The organism is Cedecea sp. (genome assembly GCF_036500665.1).
GTDB lineage: Bacteria > Pseudomonadota > Gammaproteobacteria > Enterobacterales > Enterobacteriaceae > Cedecea.
This window is the reverse complement of sequence record NZ_DASYBS010000153.1, coordinates 1-18,872: the sequence shown is the minus strand read 5'-3', so window position 1 is coordinate 18,872 and position 18,872 is coordinate 1. Positions and strand designations below refer to the sequence as shown.

General features: G+C 53.6%; 22 protein-coding genes. 15 read left to right on the top strand and 7 right to left on the bottom strand.

What is annotated here, in order from left to right:
- Together VGM55_RS24365 and crp are read right to left on the bottom strand one after the other, a co-directional pair.
- The gene (locus VGM55_RS24365) at positions 1 to 2,085 is read right to left on the bottom strand and encodes a YccS/YhfK family putative transporter (RefSeq protein WP_154189079.1); all 2,085 of its coding nucleotides are present in this window, start codon (positions 2,083 to 2,085) and stop codon (positions 1 to 3) included.
- Positions 2,086 to 2,146: 61 nt separating this feature from the next.
- On the bottom strand, positions 2,147 to 2,779 hold the full coding sequence (gene crp / locus VGM55_RS24360) for a cAMP-activated global transcriptional regulator CRP (protein ID WP_000242758.1): 633 nt from the start codon (positions 2,777 to 2,779) through the stop codon (positions 2,147 to 2,149).
- Positions 2,780 to 3,092: 313 nt separating this feature from the next.
- Between crp and VGM55_RS24355 the strand changes: the two genes are divergently transcribed.
- Positions 3,093 to 3,497, top strand: coding sequence for an OsmC family protein (locus tag VGM55_RS24355; RefSeq protein ID WP_154189078.1), 405 nt, complete (start codon positions 3,093 to 3,095; stop codon positions 3,495 to 3,497).
- A 37-nt stretch (positions 3,498 to 3,534) separates the two neighbouring features.
- Here the strand turns inward: VGM55_RS24355 and VGM55_RS24350 are convergent, their stop codons facing one another.
- From VGM55_RS24350 to VGM55_RS24340, 3 genes are all read right to left on the bottom strand, one after another.
- Positions 3,535 to 4,404 carry a phosphoribulokinase gene (locus VGM55_RS24350; RefSeq protein WP_038478162.1) on the bottom strand — a complete coding sequence of 290 codons (870 nt, stop codon included), beginning with the start codon at positions 4,402 to 4,404 and terminating at the stop codon, positions 3,535 to 3,537.
- A gap of 90 nt (positions 4,405 to 4,494) precedes the next feature.
- Positions 4,495 to 4,713, bottom strand: coding sequence for a YheU family protein (locus VGM55_RS24345; protein ID WP_038478164.1), 219 nt, complete (start codon positions 4,711 to 4,713; stop codon positions 4,495 to 4,497).
- Position 4,714: 1 nt separating this feature from the next.
- Positions 4,715 to 5,731 carry a hydrolase gene (locus VGM55_RS24340; protein ID WP_331637006.1) on the bottom strand — a complete coding sequence of 339 codons (1,017 nt, stop codon included), beginning with the start codon at positions 5,729 to 5,731 and terminating at the stop codon, positions 4,715 to 4,717.
- A 60-nt stretch (positions 5,732 to 5,791) separates the two neighbouring features.
- Here VGM55_RS24340 and VGM55_RS24335 point away from each other — a divergent pair, with 60 nt between their 5' ends.
- Positions 5,792 to 6,397: a LysE family translocator gene (locus VGM55_RS24335; protein ID WP_331637005.1), complete on the top strand. Its 606-nt coding sequence runs from the start codon at positions 5,792 to 5,794 to the stop codon at positions 6,395 to 6,397.
- Positions 6,398 to 6,438: 41 nt separating this feature from the next.
- On the opposite strand, the gene VGM55_RS24330 is transcribed toward VGM55_RS24335, so the two are convergent.
- Positions 6,439 to 8,343, bottom strand: a complete 1,905-nt coding sequence (locus VGM55_RS24330) for an ABC transporter ATP-binding protein (protein WP_331637004.1) — start codon at positions 8,341 to 8,343, stop codon at positions 6,439 to 6,441.
- A 124-nt stretch (positions 8,344 to 8,467) separates the two neighbouring features.
- Between VGM55_RS24330 and kefG the strand changes: the two genes are divergently transcribed.
- From kefG to slyD, 4 genes are all read left to right on the top strand, one after another.
- A complete protein-coding gene (kefG, locus tag VGM55_RS24325) occupies positions 8,468 to 9,019 on the top strand; it encodes a glutathione-regulated potassium-efflux system ancillary protein KefG (protein ID WP_331637037.1) in 552 nt (183 codons plus the stop codon).
- A complete protein-coding gene (gene kefB, locus VGM55_RS24320) occupies positions 9,019 to 10,824 on the top strand; it encodes a glutathione-regulated potassium-efflux system protein KefB (protein ID WP_154189073.1) in 1,806 nt (601 codons plus the stop codon). Before kefG ends, kefB begins: the two co-directional genes overlap by 1 nt.
- Before the next feature lie 155 nt (positions 10,825 to 10,979).
- Positions 10,980 to 11,180, top strand: coding sequence for a YheV family putative zinc ribbon protein (locus tag VGM55_RS24315; protein WP_016538480.1), 201 nt, complete (start codon positions 10,980 to 10,982; stop codon positions 11,178 to 11,180).
- 98 nt (positions 11,181 to 11,278) lie between these two features.
- On the top strand, positions 11,279 to 11,857 hold the full coding sequence (slyD, locus tag VGM55_RS24310; RefSeq protein WP_154189072.1) for a peptidylprolyl isomerase: 579 nt from the start codon (positions 11,279 to 11,281) through the stop codon (positions 11,855 to 11,857).
- Between the two features lie 53 nt (positions 11,858 to 11,910).
- Here slyD and VGM55_RS24305 read toward each other — a convergent pair whose 3' ends face one another.
- A complete protein-coding gene (locus VGM55_RS24305) occupies positions 11,911 to 12,129 on the bottom strand; it encodes a protein SlyX (RefSeq protein WP_154189071.1) in 219 nt (72 codons plus the stop codon).
- Positions 12,130 to 12,361: 232 nt separating this feature from the next.
- Between VGM55_RS24305 and fkpA the strand changes: the two genes are divergently transcribed.
- The 9 genes from fkpA to VGM55_RS24260 form a co-directional block, all read left to right on the top strand.
- Entirely contained in the window at positions 12,362 to 13,192 is an 831-nt protein-coding gene (fkpA, locus tag VGM55_RS24300; protein WP_154189070.1) for an FKBP-type peptidyl-prolyl cis-trans isomerase, read from the top strand.
- 339 nt (positions 13,193 to 13,531) lie between these two features.
- The gene (locus VGM55_RS24295; RefSeq protein ID WP_038478188.1) at positions 13,532 to 14,260 is read left to right on the top strand and encodes a helix-turn-helix transcriptional regulator; all 729 of its coding nucleotides are present in this window, start codon (positions 13,532 to 13,534) and stop codon (positions 14,258 to 14,260) included.
- Positions 14,260 to 14,646 (top strand): sulfurtransferase complex subunit TusD, encoded by a 387-nt coding sequence (tusD, locus tag VGM55_RS24290; protein ID WP_331637003.1) that lies wholly within the window; start codon positions 14,260 to 14,262, stop codon positions 14,644 to 14,646. Before VGM55_RS24295 ends, tusD begins: the two co-directional genes overlap by 1 nt.
- Positions 14,646 to 15,005, top strand: a complete 360-nt coding sequence (gene tusC / locus VGM55_RS24285; RefSeq protein WP_154189068.1) for a sulfurtransferase complex subunit TusC — start codon at positions 14,646 to 14,648, stop codon at positions 15,003 to 15,005. The genes tusD and tusC overlap by 1 nt, the downstream gene beginning before the upstream one ends.
- Before the next feature lie 7 nt (positions 15,006 to 15,012).
- Positions 15,013 to 15,300 carry a sulfurtransferase complex subunit TusB gene (tusB, locus tag VGM55_RS24280; RefSeq protein ID WP_331637002.1) on the top strand — a complete coding sequence of 96 codons (288 nt, stop codon included), beginning with the start codon at positions 15,013 to 15,015 and terminating at the stop codon, positions 15,298 to 15,300.
- Between the two features lie 124 nt (positions 15,301 to 15,424).
- Entirely contained in the window at positions 15,425 to 15,799 is a 375-nt protein-coding gene (gene rpsL / locus VGM55_RS24275) for a 30S ribosomal protein S12 (protein ID WP_008457105.1), read from the top strand.
- Positions 15,800 to 15,894: 95 nt separating this feature from the next.
- Entirely contained in the window at positions 15,895 to 16,365 is a 471-nt protein-coding gene (gene rpsG, locus VGM55_RS24270) for a 30S ribosomal protein S7 (protein ID WP_008457106.1), read from the top strand.
- A 93-nt stretch (positions 16,366 to 16,458) separates the two neighbouring features.
- Positions 16,459 to 18,573: an elongation factor G gene (fusA, locus tag VGM55_RS24265; RefSeq protein WP_331637001.1), complete on the top strand. Its 2,115-nt coding sequence runs from the start codon at positions 16,459 to 16,461 to the stop codon at positions 18,571 to 18,573.
- Between the two features lie 71 nt (positions 18,574 to 18,644).
- Positions 18,645 to 18,872: GTP-binding protein (locus VGM55_RS24260; RefSeq protein ID WP_331636933.1), on the top strand; the 228-nt coding region annotated here is incomplete at its 3' end.

The following is an 18,872-nucleotide window of genomic DNA, read 5'->3' as shown; positions in this document are numbered from 1 at the left end:
CTAACCCGAGCGCCGCAGGCGGCGGCTCAGCCAGATCCCATGATGAGGCCGCTGGCGCCAGGCTACCGAGGAGATGGTATGCATGGTGTTCAGGTGGCCAATAATCCGCTGTAAATGCTGCTCCATGGTGCTTAACGGCCCCGTGGGCAGCGTGTCTGAATCCAGAATATTGGCGTCGTTCGACCCGCCAGGCCCGTCGTACTCCAGCCTTTGCTGGCAGCGCTGTAAGCCAATTTCACAAGACTGCAGATACTTTTGTGCCAGGTCCGGCGTGAGCATGTTGTGCTCACGTGCCAGAGTGGTCATGGCGTTGATGTGCTCGACGATGAACTGGCTGTGGGTCACCCAGAGCTTCATGTCTGCCAGATAATGAGAGTTAAACCCAGGCTCTTGCATCGCTTGGTTGAGCGAGTTAAACAGCGCATTATGTGCCTGGTTGACCCGCATGCGTTGCCAGGCCAGCGGCGTGGGTTCCGGATCGTTGCTCAGTATCAGGCGAATGGCGTCCTGATCGGCCTCGAGCGCGTCGTGGGCGTTCTGACGCAGTAGGCCAGTTTGCCACTGTGGCCAAAGCCAGATCATGCCGCCAAAGGCTATCAGGCAGCCGAGCAGCGTGTCGATAAGCCGCGGAATGATGTAGCTTTCGGCGCTTAGGGTAATGAGCTGCAGGGTATATACCGCCGTAACGGTAAAGCCGATGGTGGCCCAGCCGTAGCTTTTGCGAATGAACAGATAGCTCACCAGGGTAATCATCAGCATCGCCAGTAGGGTGTAGCTGTCCGGAACGTGGAAGTGCAGGGTAATACCGGCGATACACAGCCCAGCCATGGTGCCTGCCGCCCTGTGCACAATACGTACCCGCGTTGCGCCATAGCCGTTTTGAGTCACGAACATCACCGTCATCAGGATCCAGTACGGTTTAGGCAGATGTAAGAAAGACCCAAGCAGGCTGGCAATCGTCAGCATTACGCCCAGGCGTGCGGAGCTGCGCAGCGCCGATGATTTGAAAGAAAGGTAGTTTTTCAGCGCCGGGAAGAAAGGCAGTCGGCGTTCCCTGTCTTCCATTAAATCCCTCACGTACAGCGGACGCTGGGTTTTCAGCACCCGGGCTATGCGGCTGAAATGGTAGTGACAAAATTGACCAACCGGATTATCCGGGTTCTGACGGGCGATCTTTTCCAGGGCGTCGATCTGTTTGTCCATGGTAAAGCGCGTCGGGTAGCGGTGATAGAGAATATCGTCTGCCAGCACCCGCAGGCGCGCGGCGATGGTTTGGGCATTCCAGCGGATCACGGCTTCCGCATGACTTTGCTCGACCAGCTTCTGAACCTCTTCTGGCTGATGCAGGCTCACCGAAATGTGTTCCTGCAAATCCAGTGCGACCTGGAAAGCGCGCAGCAGGCGCTTGTAGCCGTTTTGCTGGTTAGCCGACAGCATATGCAGCTGCTGGTAGCAGATGGTTATCAGGTCGACGGCTTTTTGCTGGCGGGCAAGTAAGGGAGGCAGCGCTTTTTCCGGATCGGTGTGCTGGGTCAGCAGGCTGTATTTTGCCTCACAGTAGTCCGCAAGCTGACGGTACAGCAGGCTTAGCGACTCTCTGAGCGGCTGTTCACGCCATAGTCTGAACCAGAACCAGTTGAACGCGCCGTACCAGATGGTGCCGGAGATATAGAGCACCATCGGTTTCCAGATAGGCATGTTACCAGCCATGCTGAGCGTGAAGATTGCGGCAATCAGCGACGCGGGCAGCAGGCGAGCATGCAGTGAGCTTATTTCCGCCGTGACGCCGAGCAGCAGGGCCATAACGATTAATATCGCAGGCAGCGGGACGTGGGTATAAAGCAGCAGAAGCTGCATGATTAGGCTGCTGACGGCGAACAGGCCGCCGCCAATGATCAAACGTTTGAAGAAGCGTTTATGCGGCGTGTCCAGCCCGGCAATGTTGCAGCAGGCAGGCACTAACGAGAAAAGCAGGCCATTTTGCAGGCTGTCGAGGACCAGGCCGATAGCCACGGGTAGACACAGCACCAGCGTTTGCCGCAGCGCGTAGTTAACTTCCGGGTGATAAATTAATCTCTTCCACATAGCCTGAATTGTAGAGACAAAAAAGGCGTGTTACCGAAGCGACACGCCTTTATGGGGCTAATTAACGCGTGCCGTAAACGACAATCGTTTTACCGTGTGCGGAAATGAGATTCTGGTCTTCCAGCATTTTCAGAATACGGCCAACGGTTTCGCGGGAGCAGCCCACGATCTGACCGATTTCCTGGCGGGTGATTTTAATCTGCATCCCGTCCGGGTGGGTCATGGCGTCCGGCTGTTTAGCCAGGTTCAGCAGCGTCTGTGCGATGCGGCCGGTCACGTCCAGGAAGGCGAGGTTGCCGACTTTCTCGGAGGTAACCTGCAGGCGGCGTGCCATCTGGGAAGACAGACGCATCAGGATGTCCGGGTTGACCTGAATCAGCTGACGGAATTTTTTATAGGAAATTTCAGCTACTTCACAGGCTGTCTTGGCACGAACCCAGGCGCTACGCTCCTGACCTTCTTCGAACAAGCCTAATTCACCAATGAAATCACCCTGATTCAGATAAGAAAGGATCATCTCCTTGCCTTCTTCATCTTTAATCAGAACAGCTACGGAGCCTTTGACGATGTAATACAGCGTCTCCGCCTTTTCACCCTGGTGAATCAGCGTGCTCTTCGACGGATACTTATGAATGTGGCAATGAGACAAGAACCATTCGAGAGTCGGGTCTGTTTGCGGTTTGCCAAGCACCATGCGCGGTTATCCTCTGTTATAAACTGGCTACCAAAGACAAGACTCGGAACCTCTTGTCTGGCGTTGCAATCGTGAAATTTTCCCATACCCTGGGAACTGGCGGGCAGGTCAATCCTGCGGCCTGTAATTAGTCGTTTCCTCTGCTTGCGGCATAAACGTCTCTGTATCGCAGCAGCATCCGAATTGTTTTAGCATAGCTTTTGGTAAGTGTCTTGTCTTGTCTCGTTTCAGCATGACTTGGATCGCCTTACGTTGCCAGTTTTGACGTAGACGCGTAATCTGAAAGAATATTTTCTCAACAGGAGTAGGCAAAATGCAGGCACGTGTTAAATGGGTGGAAGGCATGACCTTCCTCGGGGAGTCCGCTTCTGGCCACCAGATCTTGATGGACGGTAATTCTGGTGATAAAGCGCCAAGCCCAATGGAAATGCTGCTGATGGCGGCGGGCGGCTGTAGCGCCATTGACGTGGTGTCGATTTTGCAAAAAGGTCGCCACGACGTGATGGATTGTGAAGTCAAGCTGACCTCTGAGCGCCGTGAAGAAGCGCCGCGCCTGTTCACCCATATTAATCTGCACTTTGTGGTTACCGGAAAAGAGCTGAAGGATAGCGCCGTATCGCGCGCGGTCGATCTTTCTGCTGAAAAGTATTGTTCGGTAGCGCTGATGCTTGGGAAAGCGGCAAACATTACCCACAGCTATGAAGTGATCGAAGCATAAAGATCAAAAAGGCGGCATTCACGCCGCCTCTGCCGAATCAGGCAATCTTCCTGCCTTCCGCCAGTCGCTGCACCAGCGGCCCCATAATCAGCTCCATCGCCAGCCCCATTTTCCCGCCAGGCACCACCAGAGTGTTGATGTGGGAGATAAACGATCCTTGCAGCATCGCCAGCAGATAAGGGAAGTCGATATCGTCCAGCCCGCGGAAATGGATAACCACGAAGCTTTCGTCCAGCGACGGAATGGCACGTGCGGCAAACGGGTTAGAGGTATCCACCGTCGGGACGCGCTGGAAGTTAATATGGGTGCGTGAGAACTGCGGCGTAATGAAGTTGATGTAATCGTCCATCGAACGCACGACGGAGTCCATCACCGCTTCCCGCGAATGGCCGCGCTCGCCGGTGTCGCGAACCAGCTTCTGAATCCATTCCAGGTTAACAATAGGCACCACGCCAACCAGCAAATCCACGCAGTCTGCTACGTTATGTTGCGGGGTGACAACGCCGCCGTGCAGGCCTTCATAAAACAGCACGTCGGTTGGTTCCGGCAGCGGCTGCCACGGCGTAAAGGTACCCGGCACCTGGTTCCACGGCACGGCTTCATCGTAGGTATGCAGATATTTACGTGATTGACCTTTGCCGCTCTGGCCGTATTCGATAAAGGTTTGTTCCAGTAAACCGAAGTCGTTGGCTTCTGGCCCAAAATAGCTGATGTGGCGGCCCGCATCACGCGCCTTGCGGATGGCCATATCCATTTCCGGGCGGGTATAGCGGTGGAAGCTGTCGCCTTCAACCTCGGCGGCACGCAGATTGAGCTGCTGGAAAATCTTGCGGAAGGCAAGGCTGGTGGTGGTGGTTCCGGCGCCGCTGGAACCTGTTACCGCAATAACCGGGTGTTTGGCTGACATAAGGTGACAACTCCATGAGGGATCGGAAAAAGGTCTGGTTTCTGGTTGTTATACTTTTCAGCCAGTATAGATCACCCCGCCGGTTAGCGGTCAGCCACGAAACTGCCCGCGCGGCATAATATTTACCGTTTCATGGAGTTCAGACCAAACCAGCACGGCTTCGCCGCTTTGCAACTGGCGCTTCACGTCGGCGACTTTTTGCGTCAGCGAGCGCTCCTGCTCACCATAATCGGTGCCTTCGCGTAATACAAAAGATTCAATCAAACTGTCGAGGGTTTCAGGGGCGAGATCTTGCCAGGGAATGATCATTTCAGTGGTCCAGGAAGCGGGTTAGCCAGTCAGGAATGCGCTGCTCAAGCCACATCTGTGGGCGCAGCGGCGTGCCGCCAACGAAGCCAACGTGACCGCCATAGGTGGTGAGCTGATAGTGGATATTCGGCGGCAGCGTTTCGCGGTCCGGGATCACGTGGTGGTCCATAAACGGATCGTCTTTGGCGTGAATAATCAGCGTTGGCGAGGCAATGTCCGGCAAGAGCGGCATGGCGCTGCACTGGCGATAGTAGTCCAGTGCGTCGGCAAAGCCGTGAATTTTTGAGGTGATCAGGTCGTCGAACTCGCGAATACGGCGCAGGCTTTTAAGTTTACGCAGGTCGATAGGCAGTGAACCCGGGTAGCTCTTCAGCTTGCGGGCGGCATTTTTTTTCAGCAGGTTCAGCAGGTAGTGCTGATAAACGCGCGAAAAGCCTTGTTCCATGTGATAGCAACATTGCTCGAGCATCAACGGTGCGGAGACGATAACTCCCGCTTTCAGCGTGCAGGCCGCGCCCTGTTTTGCCATCAGGCAGGCGAGCATATTTCCGCCCAGCGAGAAACCAACCGCGGCGGTTGGGACCTCGCCGTAGCGCTGATTCAACCATTCGAGGAAGAAGGTGCCGTCTTCGGTTTCGCCGGAGTGGTAAATGCGCTCTTTACGGTTTGGCACACCGCTACAGCCGCGAAAATGCATTACCACGCCTAGCCAGCCGCGTTTTTTGGCCGCTTCTATCATGCCGTGGGCGTAAGGGCTGTGGAGGCTGCCTTCCAGGCCGTGAAACACCACCAGACGCGGTTTATGCATCGCGGTTTGCGGATCTTCGCTCCACGCAAGATCGACAAAATCCCCGTCCGGCATATCCAGGCGCTGCCAGTGGGGTTTGAAATTGATTCGGCGGCGAATCAAACGTGGGATCATGGTTTGCAGATGCGGATTACTGAGTCCGCGCATCGGGCGGAAATCGTCACCTTCATCATGATGAATATTCAATTCTAAAGGACTTGTACTGGCCATATCACACTGTTAGTTTCGTTTAGTTCGCTAATTATTCTTCGGGTGTGGAGCACCCAATTCATGGACTTAGACTCAACGCTTTTTCTGTCGATGCTGGGCTTTCTCTGGGTCGCCGCGATTACACCTGGCCCTAATAATACGCTACTTACCGCGTCCGGGGCGAATTACGGTTTCTTCCGCAGCCTGCCGTTGATGATTGGCATCATGCTCGGGATGCAGTGCATTCTGGTGCTGGTGGCCTTCGGCGTCGGGAGCCTAATCCTGCTTTACCCGGATCTGCACCTTATCCTGAAGATTGCCGGTAGCGTTTATCTTTTGTGGCTGGCCTGGAAAATTGGTACCGCGAAATACGAGCGGCTGGAAACGGATGCCGCCCCGCCTTCACCGGTGCCGTTCTGGCAGGGTGGCCTGCTGCAGGTGATAAACCCTAAAGCCTGGCTGATGGCGCTGGGTGCCGTTGCCAGTTTTAGCTTAGAGAAGGATTATCTGAATTCCGTGGCGATGATTAGCGTAGGCATTGCGCTGGTGAACATCGTGGCCGGCGTAATCTGGATAGCCTTTGGCAGCCTGATTGGCCTGTTCCTGCGCAGCCGCCGCTCCTGGGCCATTTTCAACGTTAGCATGGGCGTGTTAACCGCGGCCTGCGTGCTGCTTATCTGGCGTTGAGGGCAAACCCTCTCCTCGCGAGGAGAGGGAAAACTTAGCGTTTAGTCGCTCTGCAGCATCTGCTCAAGCTGTTCCTGAGCGTCCAGCCATTCCATCTCACACTCTTCCAGCGCCGACTTCACTTTTACCTGCGTTTGCAGACACTCGTTCATCTCGGCTTTACGGCTTTGCTCGTAGATAGCGCTGTCTGCCAGTTTCTCTTCTACCCCTGCAAGCTGAGCGTTCAGCTTTTCCATCTGCTTTTCAAGCTGGGTGATTTGCTTACGTAGCGGCTGGGTTTGCGTGCGAAGCTCGGCCTCACGGCGCTTCTGGTCCTTACGGGCCTGCGCGCTGTTGGCGTTATCCTTCGCGGCATCTGCAGGCTGGTTTTCCTGCTTTTGCAGGTCGCTCAGCCACTGCTGGTAATCTTCAAGGTCACCGTCGAAAGCTTCCACTTTGCCGTCGTGCACCAGATAGAGAGCGTCCGTGGTGGAGCGCAGCAGGTGGCGGTCGTGCGAGACCACAACCAGCGCCCCTTCGAAGTCAATTAACGCTTCAGTCAGCGCCTGGCGCATGTCGAGGTCAAGGTGGTTTGTCGGTTCATCGAGCAGCAGCAGGTTAGGGCGCTGCCAGACAACCAGCGCCAGTACCAGCCTCGCTTTTTCACCGCCGGAAAACCGTGCCGTTTGCTCCGTGACTTTATCGCCCTGGAAACCAAAGCCGCCCAGGTAGTCGCGCAGCTGCTGTTCCAGCTCGCGGGGAGCAATCCTTGCCAGGTGCTGGAGCGGCGATTCGTCGGCACGCAGGTATTCCAGCTGATGCTGGGCGAAGTAGCCGAGCTTGATGCCTTTGGCGAGGCCAATGTCGCCCTGCAGAGGCTCTAGTTCACCGGCCAGCAGTTTGATTAAGGTGGATTTACCCGCGCCGTTGCGCCCCAAAAGGCCAATACGTGAGCCGGGAACCAGATTCAGCTTGATGGAGTTCAGGATCACGCGCTCGCCGTAGCCGGCGCTGACTTTTTCCATCCGCAGCAGCGGGTTGGGCAGGTTTTCTGGCGCCCGGAAGCTGAAGTGGAATGGGTTATCGACGTGCGCCGGGGCAATCAGCTCCATGCGTTCCAGCATCTTCACGCGGCTTTGCGCCTGCTTGGCTTTAGAGGCTTTTGCCTTGAAGCGGTCGATAAAGCTTTGCAGGTGGGCCACTTTTTGCTGCTGGCTTTCGTACATCGACTGCTGCTGGGACAGGCGAGTGGCGCGCTGGATCTCGAACGAAGAGTAGTTGCCGGTGTACTCGAACATATTCTGCTGTTCGATATGGATAATTTTATCGACCACCGGATCGAGGAAATCGCGGTCGTGAGAGATAAGGATCAGCGTGCCCTGGTAGCTTTTCAGCCAGCGCTCCAGCCAAATGACAGCATCCAAATCGAGGTGGTTGGTCGGTTCATCAAGCAACAGCAGATCCGAACGGCAAATCAGCGCCTGTGCGAGGTTAAGACGCATGCGCCAGCCGCCCGAGAAATCGCTTACCGGGCGTTCCAGCTGTTCATTGCTGAAGCCCAGGCCGTGGAGCAGGCTGGAAGCGCGGGAGCGAATGGTCCAGGCATCTACCGCATCCAATTTGCCGTGAACCAGGGCGATAGCGTGGCCGTCGTTACGTGCGTTTGCCGCGTTGAGTTCGGCTTCCAGCTTACGGAATTCACGATCGCCGTCGATGACATACTCTATCGCAGGCATGGCCAGCGCGGGCGTTTCCTGATTAACCCAGGCAAGCTGCCAGTTGCCGGGGAAGCTTGCGCTACCGCCGTCGGCGCTTATCTCGTTTTTCAGTAACGCCAGCAGCGTGGATTTTCCACAGCCGTTTTTACCCACCAGGCCGACTTTTTGCCCTGGGTTGATGGTGGCGGTGGCGTTATCCAGCAGAACGCGAGTGCCGCGACGAATTTGTAACGAGGAGAAAACAATCATAAAGCGCCGTATGTTCAGAGTATGTTAAATTGTCATTGTAATTCGTTAACATGTCGCCTGGGCAACAGGTCGGGCTGCATGGTAGCCCAAAATAATGACTATGACGACGCCCTGGAGGGTAATGATGTCGCAGCCGCCGAAAGTTTTGCTGCTGTATGCCCATCCGGAATCCCAGGACTCGGTGGCTAACCGGGTTTTGCTTCAGCCGGCTCTGCAGCTTGAAAATGTAACCGTGCACGATCTCTATGCACACTATCCCGATTTTTTTATCGATATTTATCATGAACAGTCATTGCTGCTGGAGCACGATGTCATTGTTTTTCAGCACCCTCTCTATACCTACAGTTGCCCAGCGTTGCTGAAAGAGTGGATGGATCGCGTTTTGAGCCGTGATTTTGCCAGCGGCGTTGGAGGCAATGCGCTGGCGGGAAAGTACTGGCGCAGCGTGATAACCACCGGCGAGCCGGAAGGTGCCTATCGCTATGACGGCTATAACCGCTTCCCGCTGAGTGAAATTTTACGTCCCTTTGAGCTTACGGCGGCGATGTGCAAGATGCACTGGATGATGCCGATTATTGTTTATTGGGCTCGCCGGCAGTCTAAGCAAGAGCTGGAAAGCCACGCGAAGGCCTATGGTGAGTGGCTGGCGAATCCATTGCCAACGGGAGGCCGCTGATGGAAGGGTCTGATTTACTGTTAGCGGGGGTGCTGTTCCTCTTTGCGGCCGTCGTCGCGGTCCCTATCGCCGCACGCCTGGGGATTGGCGCGGTGTTGGGGTATCTGCTGGCCGGGATAGCCATTGGGCCCTGGGGCTTAGGTTTTATCAGCGACGTCGATGAAATTCTGCACTTCTCCGAGCTTGGCGTTGTGTTCCTGATGTTTATCATTGGCCTTGAGCTGAATCCGTCGAAGCTCTGGCAACTGAGGCGCTCAATTTTTGGTGTGGGTGCCGCACAGGTGATTTTGAGTGCCATGGTGCTGGCTGGCCTGCTGATGCTGACGGATTTCTCCTGGCAGGCGGCTGTGGTAGGCGGCATCGGCCTTGCGATGTCGTCGACGGCAATGGCGCTGCAGCTGATGCGCGACAAAAGCATGAACCGCAGCGAGTCCGGGCAGTTAGGTTTTTCAGTGCTACTGTTCCAGGACCTGGCGGTGATCCCTGCGTTGGCGTTGGTGCCGCTGTTGGCGGGTAACGGGGACGATCATACCGACTGGATTAAGGTTGGCCTGAAGGCGCTGGCGTTTATCGGCATGCTGCTGGGGGGCCGCTACCTTCTGCGTCCAGTGTTCCGCTTTATTGCCGGCTCCGGCGTGCGTGAAGTGTTTACCGCTGCGGCGCTGCTGCTGGTGCTTGGTTCGGCGTTATTTATGGACGCGCTCGGTTTCTCTATGGCGCTGGGGACGTTTCTGGCCGGCGTGCTGCTGGCGGAAAGTGAATATCGCCATGAGCTTGAAATAGCGATCGATCCGTTCAAAGGGCTGCTGCTGGGACTGTTCTTTATTTCGGTCGGCATGGCGCTAAACCTGGGCGTGTTGTTTACGCATCTGTTATGGATTGCGGTAAGCGTCGTTGCACTGGTCGCGGTGAAGGCCACAATTTTGTATGGCCTGTCGCGTGTCTATGGCCTGCGTAGCTCTGAAAGATTGCAGTTCGCCGGGGTGTTAAGCCAGGGGGGCGAGTTTGCTTTTGTGCTGTTTTCCGCCGCGGCTTCACAGAAGCTTTTCCAGGGTGAGCAAATGCCGTTGCTGCTGGTGACGGTCACGCTCTCGATGATGACCACGCCGCTATTGATGAAAGGCGTAGATGCGATACTGGCAAGGCGTTTTAACTCCGGGGAAGAGACGGATGAAGCGCCTTATGTAGAGGATGATCATCCGCAGGTCATCATTGTCGGGTTTGGGCGTTTTGGCCAGGTTATTGGCCGTTTGTTAATGGCAAATAAAATGCGTATTACCGTACTTGAGCGAGATATCAGTGCCGTGAGCCTGATGAGAAAGTACGGTTATAAGGTGTATTACGGTGACGCTACGGAGGTAGAACTGTTGCGTTCAGCCGGTGCAGAAGCGGCGAAATCTATTGTTATCACCTGCAATGAGCCGGAAGATACCCTGCGGATTGTGCATCTCTGTCAACAACACTTTCCACATCTTGCCATTCTGGCACGCGCTCGCGGGCGCGTTGAAGCCCATGAACTGCTGCAGGCAGGCGTTAAACTGTTCTCGCGTGAAACCTTCTCCAGCGCGCTTGAGCTTGGCCGTAAGGCTCTGCTCACGTTGGGAATGCATCCGCATCAGGCGCACCGTGCGCAGTTACACTTCCGCCGCCTGGATATGAGCATGCTCAGGGAGTTAATGCCGATTCATACCGACACCGCACAGATTTCCAGGGTGCGTGAGGCTCGGCGCGAGCTGGAGGAAATTTTTGAACGTGAAATGCAGCAAGAGCGCCGCCAGCTTGATGGTTGGGATGAATTTGAATAGTAAGCCAGCCCGTTGAAGAAATACCTACGATAGAGATTTGATCGGCGGAAGCAAGAAATAAACCAGGAAAATCAATTTATTGATTTTCGCCAGATAACCAAAAAGAGGGAAAAACCACGCTTTTTCCCTCTTTTTCAGAACATCAGGTGAAGCCAATGTCAGTGCGTAAACGATTTATTGCCGGAGCGGTTTGCCCCAAGTGCCAGGCGAAGGACTCGCTTGCTCTGTGGCGCGAGAACAACGTTGATATCGTTGAGTGTGTGAAGTGTGGCCATCAGATGCGAGAAGCTGATAAGCAGGTTCGCGAGCACGTTCGCGAACAGGAGCAAGTGATAGGGATTTTTCATCCCGACTAGCGGCATGAGTCAGCTTTTTTTAAGCTAGAGGGTACAGCGGCGCAGATTTCCGTTACAATCTGCGCCAGTTTTTTCCCCACGCTCGTTCAGGAGATATCATGAAAGTAGCAAAAGACCTGGTGGTCAGCCTGGCCTATCAGGTACGTACAGAAGACGGTGTGTTGGTCGATGAGTCTCCGGTGAGCGCGCCGCTGGACTACCTGCACGGCCACGGCTCCCTGATTTCTGGCCTGGAAACAGCGCTGGATGGTCACGAAGTTGGCGATAAATTTGACGTTGAAGTGGGCGCGAACGACGCCTACGGTCAGTACGACGAGAACCTGGTGCAGCGCGTACCGAAAGACGTCTTCATGGGCGTTGACGAGCTGCAGGTTGGCATGCGCTTTATGGCTGAAACCGATCAGGGGCCGGTACCGGTTGAAATTACCGAAGTGGAAGATGAGCACGTTGTGGTTGACGGCAACCACATGCTGGCTGGTCAGAATCTGAAATTCAACGTTGAAGTTGTGGCGATCCGCGAAGCGACCGAAGAAGAACTGGCCCACGGCCACGTTCACGGTGAGCACGATCATCATCATGACCACGATCACGACGGCTGCTGCGGCGGTCATGGCCACGATCACGACCATGACCACGGTAAAGGCGGTTGCGGCAACGGCGGCTGTGGCTGCCACTAATTGCTGTATAAAGAAAAAGGCGTGTTTAACACGCCTTTTTTTATGCCTGTCATTCAGTAATGCGGTGGCGGTGTTTCTTCAGATTCAGATGCGACCATGGATGGTTGGCTCGCCTTTAGTTTTTCAACCAGCAGACGTAAATGCTCGCGAAGTTTGACCATCTCAAGTTCGTGCGCCGTCACGGTCTGATTCAGCTCTTCAATCGTTATCTCCTGAAAGGCGAGACGACTCTCGAGATCTTCCAGCCGTTGTTCGGTGGATTTTGGGGGCATGGCGATTCCTCTTTCTGCCTGCGCGATGGACAATATGCGGTGATTTTACTGAAAATGACTCAGCTTTACAGCGCGGAAGCACTTTGAAGGAAACTTCTTTAAACAAAAAGAATCTGAATTTGACTCGATAACTCGCTGAGAGATTGTGTAGATTTCTTTCACGACGTTATAGTACGTCACTTAGCTTATTTGAAAAACCTGGGGTGAGAGGCCCCGGCCCTTGGAGAAATGGATGAAATCATTATTTAAAGTAACGCTTCTGGCGACCACAATGGCCGTTGCCCTTAATGCACCAGCTTTCGCCGCACCTGCTGCTGCGAAAGATGCGCCTGCTGCCGCTCAGGCTGACAGCAAAGCGGTCTTTAAGAACGACGATCAGAAAGCCGCCTATGCACTGGGCGCTTCGCTTGGGCGTTACATGGAAAACTCCCTGAAAGAGCAAGAGAAACTGGGTATCACCCTGGACAAAGCTCAGCTGATCGCGGGCGTGCAGGATGCCTTTGCTGATAAGAGCAAACTTTCCGATCAGGACATCGAGCAAACTCTGCAGGCGTTTGAGACTCGCGTAAAAGCCTCCGCTCAGGAGAAAATGGAAAAAGACGCAAAAGAGAATGCAGACAAAGGCAAAGCTTTCCGTGATGCTTTCGCTAAAGAGAAGGGCGTAAAAACGTCTTCTACCGGCCTGCTGTATAAAGTCGAGAAAGACGGTACCGGCGATGCGCCTAAAGATACCGATACCGTAGTTGTTAACTACAAAGGTACGCTGATCGACGGTAAAGAGTTTGATAACTCTTACACCCGTGGTGAGCCTCTTTCCTTCCGTCTTGATGGCGTTATCCCAGGCTGGACTGAAGGCCTGAAAAACATCAAGAAAGGCGGCAAAATCAAGCTGGTTATTCCACCAGAGCTGGCTTACGGTAAAACTGGCGTTCCAGGGATCCCTGCCAACTCCACGCTGGTGTTTGAAGTTGAGCTGCTGGACATTAAACAGGCGCCAAAAGCTGACGCTAAACCTGCAGCAGCAGCGGATGCCAAAGCGGCTGACGCAGCAAAAAGCAAGTAATTTGCTGGCAGTTTGAACCGCCGCCCATCGGGCGGCGGTTTTGTTTTTGGGACTTGCTTTATTTTCCCCCACGCGCAATGAGGAGAATAAAGACTGGAAAGCACGTCTTACGTTGTATTACCTTAACGGGCAGCGTTTCAACCGAGTATGAGTCTGCCCTGACACCATCAAAGCGTGACAGGCTCTCTTTAGAGTAAATGGCTGACAAGATCTGTTATCGGTATTGCCTTCAATTTGGGGCCGATGACAATAATGGACGATGTCTTCTGATTTACCCCAAACGGCCGAAAACCCCGTTTTCGGGCGTTTGTCATCAATCTGAGAGGGTGGTATTTTTACATGTCCAATTCGCTTTTAACCAACGAAACCAGTGAACTCGATTTACTGGACCAGCGTCCTTTTGAGCAAACCGACTTCGAAATCTTAAAATCCTATGAAGCGGTTGTGGACGGGTTAGCGATGCTGATTGGCTCCCATTGCGAAATCGTTCTGCATTCCTTGCAGGACCTGAAATGTTCAGCCATTCGTATCGCTAATGGTGAACATACCGGGCGAAAAATAGGCTCGCCAATTACCGATCTGGCGCTGCGCATGCTGCACGATATGACCGGCGCCGACAGCAGCGTATCAAAATGCTATTTTACCCGCGCGAAAAGCGGCGTTCTGATGAAGTCGGTGACCATTGCGATCCGCAACCGTGACCAGCGCGTGATAGGTTTACTGTGCATCAACATGAACCTCGACGTGCCGTTCTCTCAGATTATGTCGACCTTTGTGCCACCAGAAACGCAGGACCAGGAAGTGCCGTCCTCGGTGAACTTTGCCTCCTCCGTTGAAGACCTGGTGATGCAAACGCTTGAATTCACAATTGAAGAAGTGAATGCCGATCGCAACGTGTCGAACAACGCGAAAAACCGCCAGATAGTCCTTAACCTCTATGAGAAAGGCATCTTCGATATCAAAGATGCGATTAACCAGGTGGCCGACCGTCTGAATATTTCCAAGCACACCGTTTATCTTTACATTCGCCAGTTCAAAAACGGCGACTTCCTTGGCCAGGATAAGTAATGCGCTTTACGTTGATGGTTACCGGGCCGGCTTATGGTACTCAGCAGGCGAGTAGCGCGCTGTTGTTTGCCCGGGCGCTTCTGGCAGAAGGCCATACGCTTGAGAGCGTTTTTTTCTACCGCGAGGGGATTTATAACGCTAATCAGCTGACCGCGCCGGCAAACGATGAGGTTGATCTGGTCCGCGAGTGGCGGTCGTTGAGCTCGCAACACGGCGTCGCGCTGCACATCTGTGTGGCCGCTGCGCTGCGCCGCGGCGTGACCGATGAAGAGCAGGCTAAGTCTTTGGGACTGAACGTGAGTAATCTCCAGCCTGGCTTTACGCTTAGTGGGCTGGGGGCGCTGGCGGAAGCGGCGCTCACCTGTGAAAGAATGGTGCAATTCTGATGAAGCGTGTGGCTTTTGTGTTCCGTTCTGCGCCGCACGGTAGTTCTGCCGGCCGGGAGGGGCTGGATGCGTTATTGGCGACCTCAGCATGGTCTGAAGATATCGGCGTGTTTTTTATTGGGGACGGTGTACTGCAGCTGGTGCCCGGCCAACAGCCAGCGAAAGTGCTGGCCAGAGATTACATCGCTACCTTCCGCGTTTTGCCGCTGTATGACATCGAGCAGTGTTTTCTTTGTGCGGCCTCATTGAGCGAAAGAGGGCTGTCGGAACAGTCATCCTGGGTTATCGATGCCGAAGTGCTGGCGTCAGATGCGCTGAGGGAAAAATTAAACCAGTACGATGTCGTACTCACCTTCTGAGGTGCCCATGCTGCATACTTTACGTCAGTCGCCCTTTCAGTGTGATATCAGCGAGATGCTGCGCTATGTCCAGCCAGGAGACGATCTGCTGTTGATGGAAGACGGCGTGATTGCCGCGCTGAATAACAGCCGGGCGCTTGAATTACTGCTTTCAGCCCCCATTTCTATCAGCGCTCTGCGAGAAGATGTTGAGGCGCGAGGCCTGATTGCTCAAATTTCATCCAAGGTTGTGTGTGTCAGCTATACTGATTTCGTCAGATTAGCGATAAAACACGACCAGCAGTTCGCCTGGTAACGGCGGATCGCTGTATATTTCTTGACACCTTTTCGGCTCAGCCCTAAAATTCTGCGTCCTCATATTATATGAGGCCGTTTTATTACGTGTTTACGAAGCAAAAGCAAAAACCAGGAGCTATTTAATGGCAACAGTTAACCAGCTGGTTCGCAAACCACGCGTACGCAAAGTTGCAAAAAGCAACGTGCCTGCGCTGGAAGCTTGCCCGCAAAAACGTGGTGTATGTACCCGTGTATATACCACCACTCCTAAAAAACCAAACTCCGCACTGCGTAAAGTTTGCCGTGTGCGTTTGACTAACGGTTTTGAAGTCACCTCCTACATCGGCGGTGAAGGTCACAACCTGCAGGAGCACTCCGTGATCCTGATCCGTGGTGGTCGTGTTAAAGACTTGCCAGGTGTTCGCTACCACACCGTTCGTGGTGCGCTTGACTGCTCCGGCGTTAAAGACCGTAAGCAATCTCGCTCCAAGTATGGCGTGAAGCGTCCTAAGGCTTAATGGTTCTCCGTTAAGTAAGGCCAAACGTTTTAAATTAATGTCAAAATAAACTCTTTGAGTTTTGGACAATCCTGAATTAACAACGGAGTATTCCTATGCCACGTCGTCGCGTGATTGGTCAGCGTAAAATTCTGCCGGATCCTAAGTTCGGATCAGAGCTGCTGGCTAAATTTGTAAATATCCTGATGGTAGATGGTAAAAAATCTACTGCAGAATCTATCGTTTATACCGCGCTGGAGACCCTGGCTCAGCGTTCTGGTAAAAACGAACTGGAAGCTTTCGAAGTCGCTCTGGACAACGTCCGTCCGACCGTCGAAGTTAAGTCCCGCCGCGTTGGTGGTTCTACTTATCAGGTTCCAGTTGAAGTTCGTCCGGTTCGTCGTAATGCCCTGGCAATGCGTTGGATCGTAGAAGCTGCTCGTAAACGCGGTGATAAATCCATGGCTCTTCGCCTGGCGAATGAACTGTCTGATGCTGCAGAAAACAAAGGCACTGCAGTGAAGAAACGTGAAGACGTTCACCGTATGGCTGAAGCCAACAAGGCGTTCGCTCACTACCGTTGGTAATAAATCCTTCGTAGTGTTACCCAAGCGGGCGCTTCATGAAGCTGCCCGCTTTGGGTTACTTAACTTGAACGTCCCAGGATATAGAGGAATCAAATGGCTCGTACAACACCCATTGCACGCTACCGTAACATCGGTATCAGTGCACACATCGACGCCGGTAAAACCACGACTACCGAACGTATTCTGTTCTACACCGGTGTAAACCACAAAATCGGTGAAGTTCATGACGGCGCTGCAACCATGGACTGGATGGAGCAGGAGCAGGAGCGTGGTATCACCATTACCTCCGCTGCAACTACTGCATTCTGGTCTGGTATGGCTAAGCAGTATGAACCGCACCGCGTAAACATCATCGACACCCCGGGACACGTTGACTTCACCATCGAAGTAGAACGTTCCATGCGTGTTCTTGACGGTGCAGTAATGGTTTACTGCGCAGTTGGTGGTGTTCAGCCACAGTCTGAAACCGTATGGCGTCAGGCTAACAAATACAAAGTTCCACGCATCGCGTTCGTTAACAAAATGGACCGTATGGGTGCAAACTTCCTGAAAGTTGTAGGCCAGATCAAATCCCGCCTGGGCGCGAACCCTGTTCCGCTTCAGCTGGCGATTGGTGCTGAAGAAGGTTTCACCGGCGTTATCGACCTGGTGAAAATGAAAGCCATCAACTGGAACGATGCAGATCAGGGCGTTACCTTCGAATACGAAGATATTCCGGCTGACATGCAGGACCTGGCTGACGAATGGCACCAGAACCTGATCGAGTCCGCTGCAGAAGCTTCTGAAGAGCTGATGGAAAAATACCTGGGCGGCGAAGAGCTGACCGAGGAAGAAATCAAGACTGCTCTGCGTCAGCGCGTTCTGAACAACGAAATCATCCTGGTTACCTGTGGTTCTGCATTTAAGAACAAAGGTGTTCAGGCGATGCTGGATGCGGTAATTGATTACCTGCCAGCACCAACTGACGTACCTGCTATCAACGGTATGTTGGACGACGGTAAAGACACTCCATCTGAGCGTCACGCTAGCGACGAAGAGCCATTTGCTGCTCTGGCATTCAAAATCGCTACCGACCCGTTCGTAGGTAACCTGACGTTCTTCTGCGTGTACTCTGGCGTGGTTAACTCCGGTGATACCGTATACAACCCGGTTAAATCGGCTCGTGAGCGTTTCGGTCGTATCGTTCAGATGCACGCTAACAAACGTGAAGAGATCAAAGAAGTTCGCGCGGGCGACATTGCTGCGGCAATCGGCCTGAAAGACGTGACCACAGGTGATACCATCTGTGATCCGGACAACGTGATCATTCTGGAGCGTATGGAATTCCCTGAACCGGTAATCTCCATCGCCGTTGAGCCGAAAACCAAAGCTGACCAGGAAAAAATGGGTCTGGCTCTGGGCCGTCTGGCTAAAGAAGACCCATCATTCCGCGTATGGACTGATGAAGAATCTAACCAGACCATCATCGCGGGTATGGGTGAGCTGCACCTCGACATCATCGTTGACCGTATGAAGCGTGAGTTCAACGTTGAAGCGAACGTCGGTAAACCACAGGTTGCTTACCGTGAAGCGATTCGCGCGAAAGTTACCGATATCGAAGGTAAACACGCCAAGCAGTCTGGTGGTCGTGGTCAGTACGGTCATGTTGTTATCGACATGTACCCACTGGAGCCGGGCTCTAACCCTAAAGGTTACGAGTTCATCAACGACATCAAAGGTGGTGTGATTCCTGGCGAATACATCCCTGCTGTTGATAAAGGCATCCAGGAGCAGCTGAAATCTGGTCCTCTGGCGGGCTACCCGGTAGTCGATCTCGGCGTGCGTCTGCACTTCGGTTCTTACCACGACGTTGACTCCTCCGAGCTGGCGTTTAAACTGGCCGCTTCTATTGCCTTCAAAGATGGCTTTAAGAAAGCTAAACCAGTTCTGCTTGAGCCTATCATGAAGGTTGAAGTTGAGACTCCGGAAGAGAACACTGGTGACGTTATCGGTGACCTTAGCCGTCGTCGTGGTCAGCTGAAAGGCCAGGAATCTAACGCTACTGGCGTACAGATTCATGCTGAAGTTCCGTTGTCTGAAATGTTCGGGTACGCAACTCAGCTGCGTTCTCTGACCAAAGGTCGTGCATCTTACTCCATGGAATTCCTGAAGTATGATGACGCACCTAACAACGTTGCTCAGGCCGTAATCGAAGCTCGTGGCAAATAAGCCAACGCTTTTAACACAATGATCCCGTGCTCTCTCCACGAGGGGCGAGCACAATAGTAAGGAATATAGCCGTGTCTAAAGAAAAATTTGAACGTAAAAAACCGCACGTCAACGTTGGTACTATCGGCCACGTTGACCACGGTAAAACCACTCTGACTGCTGCAATCACTACCGTTCTGGCGAAAACCTACGGTGGTTCTGCTCGTGCATTCGACCAGATCGATAACGCACCAGAAGAAAAAGCTCGTGGTATCACCATCAACACTTCCCACGTTGAATATGACACCCCGACTCGCCAC